This is a genomic window from Pseudonocardia acidicola (assembly GCF_012911935.1).
Taxonomy (GTDB): domain Bacteria; phylum Actinomycetota; class Actinomycetes; order Mycobacteriales; family Pseudonocardiaceae; genus Pseudonocardia; species Pseudonocardia acidicola.
In genome coordinates this window covers 1-17,557 of record NZ_JAAXLA010000106.1, presented here as the reverse complement: position 1 = coordinate 17,557, position 17,557 = coordinate 1, and the positions used below count along the sequence as shown (strand labels likewise).

The 17,557-nt window shown below is 73.6% G+C and carries 13 protein-coding genes and 2 pseudogenes; 10 read left to right on the top strand and 5 right to left on the bottom strand.

What is annotated here, in order from left to right:
- A pseudogene (locus tag HF526_RS32015) lies at positions 1–533 on the top strand (hypothetical protein); the annotation flags it as partial.
- On the opposite strand, the gene HF526_RS32010 reads toward HF526_RS32015, so the two are convergent.
- The gene (locus HF526_RS32010) at positions 490–1,287 is read right to left on the bottom strand and encodes an alpha/beta hydrolase (RefSeq protein WP_239029407.1); all 798 of its coding nucleotides are present in this window, start codon (positions 1,285–1,287) and stop codon (positions 490–492) included. The pseudogene HF526_RS32015 and the gene HF526_RS32010 sit on opposite strands and share 44 nt — an antisense overlap.
- A 178-nt stretch (positions 1,288–1,465) precedes the next feature.
- On the opposite strand from HF526_RS32010, the gene HF526_RS32005 reads away from it, so the two are divergent.
- Both HF526_RS32005 and HF526_RS32000 read left to right on the top strand, forming a co-directional pair.
- The gene (locus tag HF526_RS32005; protein ID WP_169385395.1) at positions 1,466–1,843 is read left to right on the top strand and encodes an OB-fold nucleic acid binding domain-containing protein; all 378 of its coding nucleotides are present in this window, start codon (positions 1,466–1,468) and stop codon (positions 1,841–1,843) included.
- Positions 1,840–2,562 carry a DUF3159 domain-containing protein gene (locus tag HF526_RS32000; protein WP_338051898.1) on the top strand — a complete coding sequence of 241 codons (723 nt, stop codon included), beginning with the start codon at positions 1,840–1,842 and terminating at the stop codon, positions 2,560–2,562. The genes HF526_RS32005 and HF526_RS32000 overlap by 4 nt, the downstream gene beginning before the upstream one ends.
- Before the next feature lie 42 nt (positions 2,563–2,604).
- Here the strand turns inward: HF526_RS32000 and HF526_RS31995 are convergent, their stop codons facing one another.
- Both HF526_RS31995 and HF526_RS31990 read right to left on the bottom strand, forming a co-directional pair.
- Positions 2,605–3,261, bottom strand: coding sequence for a potassium channel family protein (locus tag HF526_RS31995; protein WP_169385394.1), 657 nt, complete (start codon positions 3,259–3,261; stop codon positions 2,605–2,607).
- Positions 3,262–3,264: 3 nt separating this feature from the next.
- Positions 3,265–3,927 (bottom strand): potassium channel family protein, encoded by a 663-nt coding sequence (locus HF526_RS31990; RefSeq protein ID WP_169385393.1) that lies wholly within the window; start codon positions 3,925–3,927, stop codon positions 3,265–3,267.
- Positions 3,928–4,032: 105 nt separating this feature from the next.
- Between HF526_RS31990 and HF526_RS31985 the strand changes: the two genes are divergently transcribed.
- The 3 genes from HF526_RS31985 to HF526_RS31975 all read left to right on the top strand — a co-directional run bounded on the left by HF526_RS31985 (position 4,033) and on the right by HF526_RS31975 (position 8,242).
- Positions 4,033–6,099 carry an amino acid permease gene (locus HF526_RS31985; protein WP_169385392.1) on the top strand — a complete coding sequence of 689 codons (2,067 nt, stop codon included), beginning with the start codon at positions 4,033–4,035 and terminating at the stop codon, positions 6,097–6,099.
- A complete protein-coding gene (locus tag HF526_RS31980; RefSeq protein WP_169385391.1) occupies positions 6,092–7,270 on the top strand; it encodes a class I SAM-dependent RNA methyltransferase in 1,179 nt (392 codons plus the stop codon). The genes HF526_RS31985 and HF526_RS31980 overlap by 8 nt, the downstream gene beginning before the upstream one ends.
- Positions 7,271–7,351: 81 nt before the next feature.
- Entirely contained in the window at positions 7,352–8,242 is an 891-nt protein-coding gene (locus HF526_RS31975) for an HTD2 family dehydratase (protein ID WP_338051897.1), read from the top strand.
- Positions 8,243–8,298: 56 nt separating this feature from the next.
- Here HF526_RS31975 and HF526_RS31970 read toward each other — a convergent pair whose 3' ends face one another.
- A complete protein-coding gene (locus tag HF526_RS31970) occupies positions 8,299–9,762 on the bottom strand; it encodes an alpha/beta hydrolase-fold protein (protein ID WP_169385390.1) in 1,464 nt (487 codons plus the stop codon).
- Positions 9,763–9,972: 210 nt separating this feature from the next.
- Between HF526_RS31970 and HF526_RS31965 the strand changes: the two genes are divergently transcribed.
- Entirely contained in the window at positions 9,973–12,417 is a 2,445-nt protein-coding gene (locus HF526_RS31965; RefSeq protein WP_338051895.1) for a Tex family protein, read from the top strand.
- Positions 12,418–12,523: 106 nt separating this feature from the next.
- Here HF526_RS31965 and HF526_RS31960 read toward each other — a convergent pair whose 3' ends face one another.
- Complete coding sequence (locus HF526_RS31960; protein ID WP_169385388.1) at positions 12,524–13,285, bottom strand: tyrosine-protein phosphatase; 762 nt, start codon at positions 13,283–13,285, stop codon at positions 12,524–12,526.
- 478 nt (positions 13,286–13,763) lie between these two features.
- On the opposite strand from HF526_RS31960, the gene HF526_RS31955 reads away from it, so the two are divergent.
- The 3 genes and pseudogenes from HF526_RS31955 to HF526_RS31945 form a co-directional block, all read left to right on the top strand.
- Positions 13,764–15,569: a DEAD/DEAH box helicase gene (locus tag HF526_RS31955; protein WP_169385396.1), complete on the top strand. Its 1,806-nt coding sequence runs from the start codon at positions 13,764–13,766 to the stop codon at positions 15,567–15,569.
- 306 nt (positions 15,570–15,875) lie between these two features.
- On the top strand, positions 15,876–17,222 hold the full coding sequence (locus HF526_RS31950) for an MFS transporter (protein WP_169385387.1): 1,347 nt from the start codon (positions 15,876–15,878) through the stop codon (positions 17,220–17,222).
- A gap of 123 nt (positions 17,223–17,345) precedes the next feature.
- Positions 17,346–17,557: pseudogene (locus HF526_RS31945) on the top strand (dihydroxy-acid dehydratase); the annotation flags it as partial.

The following is a 17,557-nucleotide window of genomic DNA, read 5'->3' as shown; positions in this document are numbered from 1 at the left end:
CCCCGGCCCCGCCCAGGACGGGCCGGCGCCGCGCGCCCGAGCCCGAGGCCCAGGACCTGCAGCCGACCGGGCCGGGCCGGGCCGGGCCCGACACGCCGGCGGCTCCGGCCGGCGACCGGCGCCGCGCGCCCGAGCCCGACGCACTGACGGCTCAGCCCGGCGGTCGGCGCCGGGCGCCCGAGGTCGGGGACGCTCCGGCCGGCGGGCGCCGGCGGGCCCCCGAGCCCGCCCTGGAGATCCAGACCGAGCCGTTCCCGGCCCGGCGGCCGGCCGATGTCGGTGAGCGGCGGGCCGATCCGGCGCCGGAGGACGTTGCGACGGCGCCGTTCGGCGTGGTGGCCGAAACCCGCGACCCCACCCCGGCTCCGCGGCGCCGTCGGCACGCCCGCCCGGACTCCGGGGACGACGAGCACACGCCTGCCGTCCCGCAGCCGGACCCGGGCAACCAGCCGGCGCTGGCCTTCCTCATGGGTGACCCGATGCGCCTGTTCAGCCCCGCGGAGGCACCCGGCCGGCACCGTCGCCCGGACTGACCGGTCGCGTGACCGGTCGCGGGCCCGTCCGGGCCCGCAGCCAGCCGAGCAGCGTCGCCCGGCCGAGCACGGCCGGGTCGGCGCCGAACGGGTCCAGCGCGGTCACGACCAGCGCGGACCGGGGGAGCAGTCGCTGCCAGGCCTGCGCCTGCGCCAGCGGATGCACCGGGTCGTCACGCAGCCCGGCGACGCCGGCAGGCAGTGCGAGGCCGCCGAGCGCGTCCGGGGTCGGGCCGGGTTCGGTGGCGGCCGCGTCCAGGGCGTCGGCCAGTCCGGCGCCGAAGCCGTGCCAAGACCGGCTCAGTTCGGACGCCAGCCAATCCGGTGCGCCCGCCCGGGCCTGCTCCACGGCCGCCGCCACGCCGCCCGCGCGGACCTGCGCGGCGGTCATCCGGGCGGCCACCGCGGCCGGGGCGTCGCCGGGCGGGCCGGTCCATGCCGGCAACGCCAGCAGCAGCCCCGCCAACCGCCCGGAGAGGCCCGGATCATGGCCGATGCGCTCGGCGGCCCAGCTGGCGGCGACGTGGGCACCCAGCGAGATGCCGCCGACGAGCAGCGGCCCGGCACCGTCCGCCGTGCCGGCGAGCGCCGCGTCGAGCGCCGCCCGGTACCCCGCGACGAGATTTCGGCCACGTTGCGGCGGGGGCGCGATCAGCCGGATGCCGAGCCGGTCGGAGGGCCCGGCGAACGCGGCGCGCACGAAGCGGTCATCGGATCCGGAACCAGGCAGAACGACCGCGGTCAGGCCGCTCATCGGGGCCCTCTGCCGGGGTTGGTCCGGTCTGCCGGTGGCCCGTCCGTGGGAGTCGATCACGCTGCCATCTTCCGGTGTCCTTGCAGGGGCACACACCAGGTTTCCGGCGCGTTACCCTTTCGCGGGTAGCGGCCCGAGTTCAACGGAGACGGCCCGCGCCGAGCAGCCGAGGAGAGAGATGGGCAGCACGGATGGTGGGTCCTTCCGCCGCATGCTTCGGAAGTTGACCAGCGACGTACAGACGCTGGACGCGGACGACCTGTCCGAGGACTCCGAGCGTTCGGGGGCGCAGCGCGCCTGCGACTGTGCCTGCGGCCAGGAGGTGACCGTGATGGGTAGGCTCCGCAGCGTGGAGTTCTGCCCCCAGGACGCGGACGCGTCCTTGGAGGCGGAGCTGTTCGACGGAACAGAGGGGGTCACGCTGATCTGGATGGGTCGACGCCGGATCCCGGGCATCGAGCCCGGCCGGACGATGCGCGTCCGCGGCCGGATCTCGGTCCGCGACGGTCGCAAGGTGCTCTACAACCCGTATTACGAGATCTGCCAGGTCAAGTGAGCGGTTCCCATCGCGCCGACCGTGACGCGCGCCGACCGGAGGTCGATGACACCGTCGACCTCGACGCCACGACGCAGATCCCGGTGGTGGGGTCGGAGCCCGGCCAGCGGCGCGAGCGGGAGTACCCCACGCTGCTGGAGCAGATGGGCGGCGTCGCGGGGATCGTCTACTCGACCATCCCCGTTGCTGTGTTCGTCGTGGTGAACCTGCTCACCGGGCTCAAGCCCGCGCTGATCGCAGCCCTCGCCACCGGCGGCGCGATCACCATCTGGCGGCTGGTCCGCCGTGAGGCGCTCCAGCCCGCGATCTCCGGCCTGATCGGTGTCGGGGTGTGCGCGTTCATTGCCAACCGCACCGGTGAGGCACGCGACTTCTATCTGCCCGGCCTGCTCTACAGCGCGTTCTTCGCGGTGGCGTTCCTGATCTCGGTGGTGGTCCGCTGGCCGCTGGCCGGCGTCGTCTGGCACGGGATCAACGGCGACGGCCACGGCTGGCGCCGCGACCCCCGGATGCTGCGCGCCTACACCTTCGCCAGCCTGCTCTGGACCGTGGTGTTCGCCGCCCGGGTCGTCGTGCAGGGCTGGCTCTACAACGCCGACGAGGCCAACTGGCTGGGCATCGCCCGGCTGGCCATGGGTTACCCGTTGCTCGGGGTGGCGCTGCTGGGGACGGTCTGGGCCGTCCGCCGGGCCCGCCGGAGCCCCCTGCCCGCGTCCTGAGGCGGGCAGCGGGCCGGCGGGCAGGGCTGCGGTCTCAGGACTTCACCGCAGGATCGCGGCGCGGATCTCCTCTTCGACAGCCGACGTGGCCACGAACAGCAGTTCGTCCCCCGACTCCAGCGCATCGTCGGCCTGGGGCACGATGACCCGCCCGCCGCGCAGGATGACCACCAGCGCGGAGTCGGCCGGCAGTTGCAGCGCCTGTACGGGCCGCCCGGCCAGCGGGGTGTCGTCGGGCAGGGTGACCTCGACCAGGTTGGCCTGGCCCTGCCGGAAGGTCATCAGCCGTACCAGGTCGCCGACCGCGACGGCCTCCTCCACCAGTGCGGCCAGCAGCCGCGGCGTGGACACCGCGACGTCGACACCCCAGTTGTCGTTGAACAGCCACTCGTTGCGCGGGTCGTTCACCCGGGCCACCACGCGCCGCACCCCGAACTCGGTCTTGGCCAGCAGCGACACCACGAGGTTGACCTTGTCGTCGCCGGTCGCGGCGATGACGACGTCGCACCGCTCGAGTCCGGCCTCCTCCAGCGAGGCGAGCTCGCACGCGTCGGCGTGCACCCACTCGGCCTGCTCGACGGCGCCCGGCTCGATGTTGGACAGCTCACGCTCGATGAGCATCACCTGGTGCTTGCTCTCGACCAGCTCCAGCGCGATCGATCGACCGACCGCACCGGCTCCCGCGATCGCCACCCGCATCCGTCAACCCTCCTGTGGCGGGGCCGCGGCCGCCGCCGTCACATCACTGACCGTGCCGGACACCGCCGCCACGTAGACCGTGTCCTCGGCCTGCACCGCAGTGTCCGCCTTCGGCAGCACGCCGGTCCCGAAACGGACGATGAACGCCACCCGAGCGCCGGTGGCGGCCTCGAGCTCGCGCACCGGGCGTCCGATCCACTCCTCGTGGATGGGCAGCGGCAGGACCGCGACCGTGCCGGACGGCTCACGCCACGCGGTGGCCACCCCGTCGGGCAGCAGCATCCGCATCAGCCGGTCGGTGCTCCACGGCACCGTGGCCACCGTCGGGATGCCGAGCCGCTCGTAGACCGCGGCGCGCTTGGCGTCGTAGATCCGGGCGACGACCCGCTCGATGCCGAAGCTCTCCCGGGCCACCCGGGCTGAGATGATGTTGGAGTTGTCCCCGCTGGAGACCGCGGCGAAGGCCTGCGCCTTCTCCACCCCGGCCTCGATGAGGACGTCCCGGTGGAAGCCCATGCCGACGACCTGACGGCCGCGGAAGTCCGGGCCGAGCCTGCGGAAGGCCTGTGGGTCCCGGTCGATCACCGCGACTTCGTGGCCGAGCCGCTCCAGCCCAGCCGCGAGTGACGCGCCCACGCGCCCGCAACCCATGATCACGACGTACATCGCGGTGCCCCTCCCAAGTGGCGTAGACCCCGATGGCCGGCACCGTAGCCAAGCGCAGGGAACGCTATCGCGTTGCTGTGGGGCACAGCGCATAGGCTGCCGCTCGTGTCCAAGCTCGCCGTCGCGGTGAAGCGGATCGTGGTCGGGCGCCCGCAGCGGAGCGATCGTCTGTCACACAACCTGCTGCCCAAGCGGATCGCCCTCCCGGTCTTCGCCTCCGACGCCATGTCGTCGGTCGCCTATGCGCCCGAGGAAATCTTCCTCACCCTTTCCGTCGCCGGTGTGAGCTCCTACGCGCTCTCGCCGTGGATCGGCCTGGCGGTCGTCGTCGTCCTGCTCACCGTGGTGACCAGCTACCGGCAGAACGTCCATGCCTATCCCTCCGGGGGAGGGGACTACGAGGTCGCCACGGTCAATCTCGGGCGCAAGGCCGGCCTGACCGTGGCCAGTGCCCTGCTCGTCGACTACACCCTCACCGTCGCCGTGTCGATCTCCGCGGCGGCCGCGAACATCGGGGCGCTGGTCCCGTTCGTCGCCCAGCACAAGGTGTGGTTCGCGGTGTCGGCGATCGTGGTGCTCACCGCGGTGAACCTGCGCGGCATCCGGGAGTCCGGGGCGGCGTTCGCCATCCCGGTCTACGCGTTCATGTTCGGCATCGGCACCATGATCATCTGGGGCCTGACCCGCATCCTCGTGTTCGGCGACCCGGTGCGTGCGGCCAGCGCCGACCTGCACCTGCTCGCCGAGGGCGACACCTTCACCGGCCTCGCGCTCGTGCTGCTGGTGCTGCGCTCGTTCACCCAGGGCGCCGCCGCGCTGACCGGTGTCGAGGCCATCAGCAACGGCGTCCCGGCCTTCCGCAAGCCCAAGTCGAAGAACGCCGCGACCACCCTGCTGATGCTCGGGGTGCTCTCGGTGAGCATGTTCATGGGGCTGATCGCGCTGGCCCAGCTCACCGGCGTCAAGATCGCCGAGGACCCGGCCCGGCAGTTCCCCGACGCCCCGCCGGGCTACGTCCAGCAGACGATGGTCGCCCAGCTGGCCGACGCGGTGTTCGCGACCTTCCGGCCGGGCTTCTTCTTCGTCGTCGTGATGACCGCGCTGATCCTGGCGCTGGCCGCGAACACCGCGTTCAACGGATTCCCGGTGCTCGGCTCGATCCTGTCCCAGGACCGCTTCCTGCCCCGCCAGCTGCACACCCGCGGCGACCGGCTCGCGTTCTCCAACGGGATCCTGTTCCTGGCCGCCTTCGCGATCGTCCTGGTCATCGGCTTCCAGGCCGAGGTGACCCGGCTCATCCCGCTGTACACCGTCGGGGTGTTCGTGTCGTTCACGCTGAGCCAGACCGGCATGGTGCGGCACTGGAACCGGAAGCTGGCCACCGAGACCGACCCGGCGACGCGCCGGACGATGCGCCGCTCCCAGACCATCAACGGCTTCGGCGCGGTCATGACCGGACTGGTCCTGCTCACCGTGCTGATCACGAAGTTCACGCTCGGCGCGTGGATCGCGATCGCCGCGATGGCGGGGTTCTTCGTGCTGATGGTCGCCATCCAGAAGCACTACGACCGGGTCACCGCGGAGCTGGTGGCCGGGGACTCCGACGGGGTGCTGCCCTCGCGCAACCACGCCATCGTGCTCGTCTCCACGTTGCACAAGCCGACGCTGCGCGCGGTGGCCTACGCCCGGGCGACCCGGCCCGACGTGCTCGAGGCCGTCACCGTCAACGTCGACGAGGCCGACACCAAGCGGCTCGTCGCCGACTGGGGCGAGCGCAAGCTGCCGGTGCCGCTCAAGGTCGTCGAATCTCCGTACCGGGAGATCACCAAGCCGGTGCTCGACTACGTCAAGCGGATCCGCAGCGACAACCCGCGCGACGTGGTCACCGTCTTCATCCCCGAGTACGTCGTCGGGCACTGGTGGGAGCAGATCCTGCACAACCAGAGCGCGCTGCGGCTCAAAGGACGGCTGCTGTTCCAGCCCGGCGTGATGGTGACCAGCGTGCCCTGGCAACTGGAGTCCTCCGAGCGCGCCGCGCAACGCCGTCCGGCGGCCGCCCCCGGTGCGTCGCGGCGCGGCTACCCGGCGCTGAGTCAGCTGACCGGGGAGCCGCCCGCCGGCCCCGCGGCGGACGGCGACCTGGCCACGGCGAGGGGGGACGACCATGCCTGAGGCACTGGACTGGACCGACCGGGTCCTCGAGCTCGAGGTCGGGCCGATCGCCCACGGCGGGCACTGCGTCGCCCGGTTCGGGGAGGGACCGGGCCGGGTCGTGTTCGTCCGGCACACCCTGCCCGGGGAGCGGGTCCGCGCCGTCGTCACCGAGGACGGTGGCGGCGCGTTCTGCCGGGCCGACACGATCGCCGTGCTGCGTGCGGCGCCCGGGCGGGTGGACCCGCCGTGCGTCTGGGCCCGGGCCGGCGGCTGCGGCGGGTGCGACCTGCAGCACGCCACGCCCGCCGCGCAGCGCGCGCTGAAGACGGCGGTGGTGCGCGAGCAACTGCACCGGCTGGCCGGCATCGACGCGGACGTGGAGGTCGAGGAGTTGCCCGGCGGGCCGCTGGGCTGGCGGCAGCGGGTGCGCCTGGCCGTCGACGACGAGGGCCGGGCCGGGCTGCGGGCGCACCGCAGCCACGAGGTGCTGCCGATCGCGGACTGCCTGCTCGCGCCGCCCGGCTCGCTGCCGCCGGTGCTGGCGGAGGCGTTCCCGCCCGGCGCCGAGATCGAGGTCGCCGTCGACGCGGACGGCGCGCAGCACGTCGACCGGGGTGACGGGGCCGGCGGCCCCCTGGTGCAGTGGGCCGCCGGCCGGGAGTGGCGGCTGTCCCCGGGCACGTTCTGGCAGGTCCATCCCGCGCTCGCCGACATCCTGGCCGAGGTCGTCGGGGAGTGGGCGGCCGCGCCGCGCGGTGGCACGGCGTGGGATCTCTACGGTGGCGTCGGGTTGTTCGCCGCGGTGCTGGCCGGGCAGGTCGGGCCCGGCGGCGCGGTCACGGTCGTCGAGTCCTCCCGTCGGTCGGTCGAGGACGGCCGGGCCGCACTGGCCGACCTGCCGCAGGTGAGCTGGCAGGTCGGCCGGGTCGAACGGGTGCTCGGCGGTCTCACCGGGAGCCCGGACGTCGTCGTCGCCGACCCGCCGCGCAAGGGCCTGGGCCGGGCGATGGTCGACGCGCTGTGCGGGCGCGCCCCCGACCGTGTGGTGCACGTGGCCTGTGACCCGGCTGCGCTGGCCCGCGACGTCGCGCTGTTCGCCGACCGCGGCTACCGGCTGGCGCAGCTGCGGGCGTTCGACGCGTTCCCGATGACCCACCACATGGAGTGCGTCGCGCTGCTCACCCGGTAGGGCGGGTGTGCGCGGCGGCCGTCCGGCGACGATGATCGGGCCGGCGCATGGACCGTCCACGCGCCCGATCGGAGGTGGCCGGTGGGTGGGCTCGCAGAGCACGTCGCGGGGTGGACGCCGGAGCCGGTGGAGACGTCCGCCCGGCTCGATCGCTGGCCGTCGGACGCCTTCGCCGCGGTGCTCGACCAGCCCTCGGCGATCGATGGCCCGGCCGGTGCGCTGCCGCCCATGTGGCACTGGTTGCACTTCCTCGACCATCCCGCGCAGGCCGAGCTCGGCGATGACGGGCACCCCGCGGCCGGGCATTTCCTGCCGCCGATCCCGGACCGGCGGCGGATGTTCGCCGGCGGCCGCCTGGAGATCTCCGAGCCGCTGCGGGTCGGCGACGAGATCGTGCGCCGCTCCGCGCTGGTCGACGTGGCGCCCAAACAGGGCCGCAGCGGGGACATGCTGTTCACGACCGTGCGCCACGAGTTCCTGCGCGGCGGCGTGCCGGTCGTCGTCGAGGAGCAGGACATCGTCTACCGCAGCCAGCCGGTGGGGAAGCAGCGCGGCGGCCCGGTCGCGCAGGCGCCGGTGGCCACCGAGCCGGAACCGGCCGCGCCCGGGGCGTGGCGGGCCCGGCTCGACCCGGATCCGGCGATGCTGTTCCGGTTCAGCGCGCTGACCTACAACACTCATCGCATCCATTACGACCAGCCCTACGTCACCGGGGTCGAGGGCTACCCCGGGCTGGTCGTGCACGGGCCGCTGCTGGCGTTGCTCCTGCTCGAACTGCCTCGCCGGCACGCGCCGGACCGCCCGGTCACCGCATTCTCCTTCCGGCTCAGCCGCCCGGCCTTCGCCGGCACCCCGGTGGTGGCCGACGCGGTCGCGGGCGAGGGATCCGAGCTGGGGCTCGCCGCGGGCGTGCCCGGGCAGCCGCCGTCGATCACCGGGGTTGTGCGGCTGGCGCCGCCCGTGCGCGGATAACGCTGTTCCGGCAGCGATTTCCGCGCACGACCGTTGTGGGTGCACTCGATGCGGGTTCAGGAGCTCGACGGCGGTGCCGCCGCGGCCGGCTGCGGGGTGCCCTGCAGCCGGCCTGCCATCCACGGGAGGGCGTCGGCGAACGCGCCGGACGCGAACTGCCAGGTGTGTCCGCCGGGCTGCAGGTGCACCGAGCACTGGATGCCGTCCTTGGTCGCCGCCGCGCACAGCTGGTCGGCTTCGGCGGTCTGGTTCCCGCCGCCGCCTGCGCCGGCGCCGTAGTGGCCGCCCAGACCGCTGTCGGCGCCGCCCCCGGCCGGCCCGCCCCAGCCGGGGTGCGCCGGCCGCTGCCCGGCCGGCCGCTGCCCGCGGGCGCCGGGCCGGCCACCGCCGCCGCTGCTGTCGTCGAACCAGCCGGCGGTGTCCGGGTAGGGCGCATGCCCCGCCAGCACGGTCATCGGGTCGAAGTGCGCCCAGGCGGCGGCGTTGCCGCCGTAGAGCTTGGCGATGGTCTGGTCTTTCGTCCCCACGGTCGGGCCGAGGTCCCCGGCGATGTCGGTGAACGTGCTGAACAGATCGGGGTGCATCACCGCGAGATCGACGGCGCACGTCCCGCCCATCGACCAGCCGACGATGCCCCACTTCGCCGGGTCGGCCGACGCGCCGAACCGGGACACCAGGTAGGGCCGGACGTCACCGGTGAGGTGGTCGGCGGCGTTGCCGCGGGGCCCGTCCACGCACTCGGTGTCGTTGTTGAAGGTGCCCCCGGCGTCGACGAACACCAGGATCGGCGCGACCCCGTTGTGGGCCCGGGCGTACTGGTCGGTGATCGGGACGGCGTTGCCGATGCGGATCCAGTCGGCCGGGGTGTTGAACTCGCCGGCGATCATCATGACGACCGGCAGTGACCGGTGATCGGTGCTGGTGAAGTAGGCCGGGGGCAGGTAGACGTACTCCTCGCGGTGCACGAAGTCGCTGGCCGTGTCGGGGATGGTCACCCCGACCACGGCGCCGGTGCTGCGCGGGACCCCCTGCATCGCGGTCAGCTGGGCCTCCGGCACCTCGTCGGGCAGCGGGCCTGCCGTGACCGCCCCCCACGCCTCCTGGACGGTGGGGAAGTAGCCGACCCATTGGTTGAGCACCAGCCCCACGCACACGAGGGTCAGCGGCACCGCCAGCACCGAGACACCGCGCCGCCACCACCGCGCGCTGCGCCAGCCCAGGACCAGCACGGCGACCGCACCCGCGGCGACCCCGGTCCAGATCCACAACGAGGTCGGGGCGGGGTCGGTCGCGAGTCCGTCGGCGGCGACATAGGCCATCGCCGCGAACGCGGCCGCGACCCCGACGACGACGGCTACCGGCAACCACAGCAGCCGCCAGCGCCGGGTGCGCCAGCCGATGGCCGCCACGAGCAGCACCGCCGCCAGGATCTGCAGGGTCAGGGGGAGCCAGCCGTTCAACAGCGACAGCCCGTGGTGATAGCCGGCGTAGTTCGCGCCGTCCGCGGGGGGAGTGTTCACGCGCCAAGGATGCTGTCCGTGAGGTGGTGATCCAGGTAGTACCAGCTGTGGAACTGCTGTGAAGGTGTCGCCGGGCAGCCGGTGCGGTGCGGCAGGGACGCCTTAGCAGCCGGGTGTGGACACCGGGCGCGGGGCGGGTGGTGTGACGGCACGGGCGGGTTCCCGGCACGATGCACGTCGGAAGCGTTCGAACAAGGTGGATTGAGGATCGTGACGTCTCTACAGCCGTCCATTCAGCAGCGGATCGCCGACGAGCTCGGCGTGCGCCCGCACCAGGTGGCCGCGGCCGTCGACCTGCTCGACGGCGGGGCGACGGTGCCGTTCATCGCCCGGTACCGCAAGGAGGCCACCGGCACCCTCGACGACGCCCAGCTGCGCACGCTGGAGGAGCGGCTGCGCTACCTGCGCGAGCTCGAGGACCGCCGCGTCGCGGTGCTGGACTCGATCCGCGGCCAGGGCAAGCTCGACGAGGCCCTCGAGGCGCAGATCCTCGCCGCCGACTCCAAGGCCCGGCTCGAGGACATCTACCTGCCCTACAAGCCCAAGCGCCGGACCAAGGCGATGATCGCCCGCGAGGCCGGGCTGGAGCCGCTGGCCGACACGCTGCTGGCCGATCCGGCGCAGCACCCGCAGGCCACCGCCGAGGCGTACGTCGACGCCGAGAAGGGCGTCGCCGACGTCGCCGCCGCGCTGGAGGGCGCCCGCTCCATCCTCATCGAGCGGTTCGCCGAGGACGCCGACCTGATCGGCGGGCTGCGCGAGCGGATGTGGGCCGGCGGCCGGCTGGTCTCGAAGGTCCGCGAGGGCAAGGAGACCGAGGGCGCGAAGTTCGCCGACTACTTCGATTTCTCCGAGCCGTTCACCAAGCTGCCGAGCCACCGCATCCTCGCCGTGTTCCGTGGCGAGAAGGAGGAGGTGCTCGACGTCACCCTGGAGCCGGACGCGCAGCCCGCCGAGCCGGGCGTGCCGACCAGCTTCGAGCGCACCATCGCCGCGAGCTTCGGCATCGCCGACGAGGGCCGCCCGGCCGACAAGTGGCTCGGCGACGTGGTGCGCTGGGCCTGGCGCACCCGGATCCTGCTGCACCTGGGCATCGACATCCGGGTCCGGCTGCGCACCGCCGCCGAGGAGGGCGCGATCGCGGTCTTCGCGACCAACCTGCGGGATCTGCTGCTCGCCGCCCCCGCCGGCACCCGCGCCACGATGGGCCTGGACCCGGGGCTGCGCACCGGCGTCAAGGTCGCGGTGGCCGACCCGACGGGCAAGGTCGTCGCCACCGACACGATCTACCCGCACGAGCCGCGCCGGGACTGGAACGGCGCGCTCGCCACGCTGACCAAGCTGGCCGTGGCCCACAACGTCGAGCTGATCGCGATCGGCAACGGCACCGCGTCCCGGGAGACCGACAAGCTGGCCGGCGAGCTCGTCGCGAACAACCCCGGGCTCAAGCTGACCAAGGTGATGGTCAGCGAGGCGGGCGCGTCGGTGTACTCGGCGTCGGCCTACGCCTCGGCCGAGCTGCCCGACCTGGACGTGTCGCTGCGCGGTGCGGTGTCCATCGCGCGCCGGCTGCAGGACCCGCTCGCCGAGCTGGTGAAGATCGACCCGAAGTCGATCGGGGTCGGGCAGTACCAGCACGACCTGCCCGAGTCGGCGCTGTCCCGCTCGCTCGACGCCGTCGTCGAGGACTGCGTGAACGCCGTCGGCGTCGACCTGAACAGCGCGTCGGCGCCGCTGCTGCGCCGGGTCTCCGGGATCACCGAGTCGCTCGCGGCGGGCATCGTCGCCCACCGCGACGCGCACGGGCCGTTCCGTACCCGGACCGCGCTGGCCGACGTCCCGCGGCTCGGGCCGAAGGCGTTCGAGCAGTGCGCGGGCTTCCTGCGGATCCGCGGCGGCGACGAGCCGCTCGACGTCTCCGGCGTGCACCCCGAGGCCTACCCGGTGGTCCGCCGGATCGTCGCCAGGGCCGGCGGTGACGTCGCCGCGCTGATCGGCAACGCGCCGAAGCTGAAGTCGCTCAAGCCCAAGGAGTTCGTCGACGAGCAGTTCGGGCTGCCGACCGTCACCGACATCCTCGCCGAGCTGGAGAAACCGGGCCGCGACCCGCGTCCGGCGTTCCGCACCGCGACCTTCGCCGAGGGCGTGCACAAGATCGCCGACCTGCAGCCGGGGATGCTGCTGGAGGGCGTGGTCACCAACGTGGCGGCGTTCGGGGCGTTCGTCGACGTCGGCGTGCACCAGGACGGGCTCGTCCACGTCTCGGCGATGTCGAAGGACTTCGTCTCCGACCCGCGCGAGGTCGTCAAGTCCGGCGACGTGGTCAAGGTCAAGGTGCTGGAGGTCGACGAGGCACGCAAGCGGATCTCGCTGACCCTGCGCCTGGACGACGAGCCCGGCGCCGGCAAGGGGCGGCGGCCGAACGAGGGCCGCGGCGACCAGCAGCGTGGCGCAGACGGGCGCGGCGGCCCGCGCGGCAACGACCGCCGCGGTGGCGACCGACGCGGTGGCGACCGGCGCGGCGGAGGGAACGACCGTCGCGGTGGCGGCGACCGCCGGGGCGGGTCGAGCGGTGGTGGCTTCGGGGGCGGGGCGATGGCCGACGCGCTGCGCCGGGCCGGGTTCGACACCGGCGGCACGCGCGGCGGGAAGTGAGCGCGCGGTCGCGCTGACCCGTGCTGATCGGCGGTCGGGGGTGCGGAGCCGCGGCGATCGCGGTTCCGCCCCCCGGTCGGTCATCGAGCCGGGGTGCGGACCGCCGTCAGTCCGCCACGGCCGTGGGCCGGCTGATCAGGCGCTCGGCCAGCAGGCGCAGGTCCTCCGGATCGGTGCCGTGCCGCACGAGCCAGCCGGTGAGCCCACCGGGGTGGCGCTCCAGGTCGTCGAGCACGCTGTCGAGCGCGGCCTCCTCCACGCCGAGCAGCGCGTCCTCGTCGGCGGGCATCGGGGCGCCGGCCGCCTCGAGCCGCGCCCACAGCCGGTCGAGGTTGTCGTTGGTGCGCAGGTAGTCGGCCCGCACCTCGGTGCGGCGCACCCCGGCGGCGCGCAGCAGCACGGCCACCACCAGCCCGGTCCGGTCCTTGCCCGCGGCGCAGTGCACGAGCACCGGACCCCGGGCGTGCGCGACCAGTCGCACGATGCCGGCGATCTCGGCCGCGGCGTCGCCGATCAGGAGCCGGTAGGCCCAGGCGAGGTCGCGCAGCTCCGGCGGCGTCGCGGCGATCACCTCCGGCGCGAGCGAGGCGCCCAGCGGGACGTGGTGCACGGCCGAACCCGCAGCGGCCAGCGGGTGCTCGGCGCCCAGCAGTTCGGCGGACGAGCGCAGGTCGACGACCGTCGCAGGTGGCCAGATCGGCACGTCCTCCGGGACGGCGTCGTGCGGCTGCGGAGCGTCGCTGCGGTACAGCACGCCGCGCCGGACGATCCGGCCGTCCTCGGTGCGCAGGCCACGGACGTCGCGCAGGTTCGCCGGCACGTCCGGGGCCGCATGAACAGCGGGGGACTGTACGTGGTGGGTCGTCACTGGATCGAGTCTCGCTGTGCCGGGTGAACGCCAGACGACATCGTGATCGGACCCACGTCCACAGCGGACCCGGTGTGGGCGCGCCGGTCCGGCTCCGGTACCGGGCGGCTCCTCGGAGGTGGGCCGTCGAGATGCCGCCCGAGCTGTGCTGATCCGTCCGTTCCGGCCGCGGCGGAACAGATTGCCGGGCGGCGGTGTTGTACACATCGATCGCACAGGCACTCCGGGCGTTCCGGGTGACCAGCGGCACCGCCGCCCGGCGTGATCTCCTCGGCACCGTCGTGGGAGAATCAGAAGTCGGTTGTCACCAACAGTGGCGGCCACGAGCAACACCGGCCCGCCTTCCGGCTCCCTGCCGCAGGACCCGCGGGCTTCTCCGCGGGTGCGTCCACCGTGCCCTCCGTTGCGACCATGAACCCCTGCGATGAGGACACGAGTGACTGCGAGCCTTCTGCCTGACCTGACCGCCACCGACCCCATGGACGGGATCGACCTGACCGACGACCTGAACGACCTCACCGACGCCGAGCTCGACGCGGACGGCGACGACGCCGAGACCGACGGGCCCGGCTTCGCCGACCTGCAGCTGGCGCCCGAGCTGCTGCGGGTGCTCGACGAGCTGGGTTACGAGCGGCCCAGCCCCATCCAGGCCGAGGCCATCGGCCCGCTGACCGAGGGCCGCGACCTGCTCGGCCAGGCTGCCACCGGCACCGGCAAGACCGCCGCGTTCGCGCTGCCGATGCTGCAGCGCTTCGCCGAGGAGCGGCCCGGCGGCGGTGACGGCTCCCCGTTCGGGCTCGTCCTGGCGCCCACCCGCGAGCTCGCGATGCAGGTGCACGACGCGATCGCGCGCTACGGCAAGGAGCTCGGTGCCCGGGTCCTGGCCGTCTACGGCGGCGCCCCGATCGGCCTGCAGCTGGGCGCCCTGCGCCGTGGCGTCGACATCGTCGTCGCCACCCCCGGCCGGGCCATCGACCTGATCAACCGCGGTGCCCTGTCGCTGGACGCGCTCGAGGTCGTGGTGCTCGACGAGGCCGACGAGATGCTCGACATGGGCTTCGTCGAGGACATCGAGACCATCCTCGAGGCCACCCCGGACACCCGGCAGGCCGTGCTGTTCTCCGCGACCATGCCGCGCCGCATCGAGACGCTGGCCCGGACCTACCTGCGCGAGCCGGTGATCGTCCGGATCCAGCGCGAGGAGGTCCCTGCCGGTGAGGCGCCGCGCGTGCGCCAGACCGCGTACATGGTGCCGCGCTCGCACACCACGGCCGCGCTCGGCCGGATCCTGGAGCTGGAGCGGCCCACCGCGGCGATCGTGTTCTGCCGCACCCGGGCCGACGTCGACGCCGTCACCGAGACGCTGACCGGCCGCGGGCTGCGCGCCGAGGCGCTGCACGGCGGCATGGACCAGGAGCACCGCACCCGGGTGGTCGACCGGCTGCGCAGCGGCCGCACCGACCTGCTGGTGGCCACCGACGTGGCCGCCCGAGGCCTGGACATCGAGCAGCTCAGCCACGTCGTCAATCACGACGTGCCGAAGTCGCCCGAGGCCTACGTGCACCGCATCGGCCGCGTCGGCCGGGCCGGGCGCGAGGGCGTCGCGATCACCCTGGTCGCGCCGAGCTCGGTGCGGCACCTGCGCAACATCGAGCACCTCACCGGGCAGCCGGTCGCGATCGCCCCGGTGCCCACCGTGGCCGACCTGCGCGCCGCCCGGCTGGACCGGACCCGCGCCGCGCTGCGCGAGAAGCTGCTCGCCGACCTCGGCGATGACGGCACCGGCACCGGCACTCCGGCCGACCCCGGCGGTGTGCGCGCGATGATCGCGTCGCTGGCGGCCGAGTTCGACCCGGTGGACATCGCCGCCGCGGCCGTGCGACTGGCCCAGGACGTCAGTGGCGCGCCCGAGGACGAGGTCGACATCCCGGTCGCCCATGCACCGCGGGAGAGCCGGCGCGAGTCGGGCCCGCGTGGCCGTGGCGGCGCGGCCGGCCCGCGGCCGCCGAAGGCCGGGACCACCCGGCTGTTCGTGTCCGCCGGCCGCTCCTCCGGGGTGCGCCCCCAGGACATCGTCGGGGCCCTGGCCAACGAGTCGCGGCTGTCCGGCCGGGACATCGGGGCGATCCAGATCCACGAGCGGCACGCCCTGGTCGAGGTGCCCGAGCACGCCGCGGACGACGTGCTGCGCTCGCTGCGGGGAGTGACCACCCTCAAGGGCCGGCGCGCCAACATCCGCCGCGACCGCGGCTTCGCCCCGGCCGGGAGCCGACCCGGCCGGTAGCGGCCAGCGTCGATGCACCTGCACCTCGTCGCCGACCTCGAGGTCGGCGGAGAACGTCACCGCGTCGTCGTGGGCGAGGTGCACGCACCCGGCCGTAGGCCACCACGCCGTTGTGGGTCAGCCGTGCCTTGTGTTTCCTCCCGGCTCTCCCGGGACGGGCGACGATCACCGGACCGCGACGTCACGGGGCGCGCCGGAACCGGTCCGGTTGTCGGCCCGACGCGTCGGGTGGGGTCTTTGCGTGGCTCCTGTTGTCCGGCGGCGGACGGCGCGGTAGGACGAGTGCACACGGGCCGAGGGGGCAGCATGGTGGACGGTGTCGTCACCGACCGGACGACCGAGGGCGCGGTGCGCAAGGCCATGTGGCGGCTGCTGCCGTTCCTGGGCCTGTGCTACCTGCTCAACTACGTCGACCGGGTCAACGTCGGCTTCGCCGCGCTCACCATGAACCGGGACCTGGGGCTCTCCGCCGCCGCGTACGGCCTGGGAGCGGGGCTGTTCTTCATCGGGTACTTCTTCTTCGAGGTGCCGAGCAACGTCATCCTGCACAAGGTCGGCGCCCGGATCTGGATCGCCCGGATCATGATCACGTGGGGTGCCGTGGCGTCGGCCACCGCGTTCGTGCAGGGCGAGCTCAGCTTCTACGTCGCGCGGTTGCTGCTGGGCATCGCCGAGGCCGGATTCTTCCCCGGCATCATCCTCTACCTGACCTACTGGTTCCCCCGCGCACAGCGGGCCAAGGTCGTCGCCCTGTTCTTCCTGGCCGTACCGCTGTCCTCGGTGCTCGGCGCGCCGATCTCGACGCTGCTGATCCAGAACGGCGCCGGGGTACTCGGCTTCTCCGCGGGCTGGCGGTTCATGTTCTTCGTCGAGGGCATCCCCGCGGTGCTGCTCGGCATCGTCGTGCTGCTCGTGCTGCCCAGCCGCCCGCGCGACGCCCGGTGGCTCACCGCGGGCGAGCGCACCGCACTCGAGCAACGTATCGCGGGCGAGGACGCCGAGGCGGTACCGCACACCACCGGCATCCGGCGCGCCCTGCGCGACGGCCGGGTGCTGGCACTGTCGGTCGTCTACTTCGGCGTCGTGTTCGGCCTCTACGTGCTGGCCTTCTTCCTGCCGCAGGTCGTCTCGGATCTGCAGGCGCGGTTCGGGGTGCGGTTCTCGCTGGTCCAGATCGGACTGGTGACGGCCATCCCGTACGCCGTCGCGTCGGTGGCCATGCTGCTCAACGCCCGGCACTCCGACCGTACCGGCGAACGGACGCTGCACATCGCGCTCCCGGCGCTGATCGGCGCCGCCGGCGTCGCGGTGGCGCTGTACCTCGACTCGCCGTATCTGGTGATCGCCGCGGTCACCGTCTGCGCGTGCGGGGTGTTCGCCGCGATCCCGGTGATCTGGCAGCTGCCCAGCGCGTTCCTCACCGGCGCGGGCGCGGCCGCCGGCATCGCTTTGATCAACTCGTTCGGCAACCTCAGCGGGTTCGCCGGTCCCTACGTCACCGGCTGGCTGGCCGACCTCACCGGCAGCTTCCGACCCGGCATGTGGGTGGTGGCGGGGTTCATGACGCTGGCCGCGGTGATCGTCGTGGCGTCGGGCCGGCGGGCGAGGGCGGCCCGGACCGCCGACGCCCGCCCACCGACCCGGCCCGCCTAGCGTCGCCCGACCAGGATCGCCGCCGTCCGTGCGGCGACCTGGTGTGCCGGGTGGCCGCAGGCGGTCCTCCCCGGCATCATCGCCCGCGACCGCAGCCGTTCAGGGCCGTCAATGGGAGCGCACATGAGCCAGCCCGACCTGAAGCCCCGTAGTCGTGATGTCACCGAGGGGCTGGAGCGCGCCGCCGCGCGGGGGATGTTGCGTGCGGTGGGGATGCGTGATGAGGATTTCGCGAAGCCGCAGATCGGGATCGCCTCGTCGTGGAACGAGATCACCCCGTGCAATCTGTCGTTGCAGCGGCTGGGGCTCGCGGCGAAGGAGGGGGTGCACCGGGC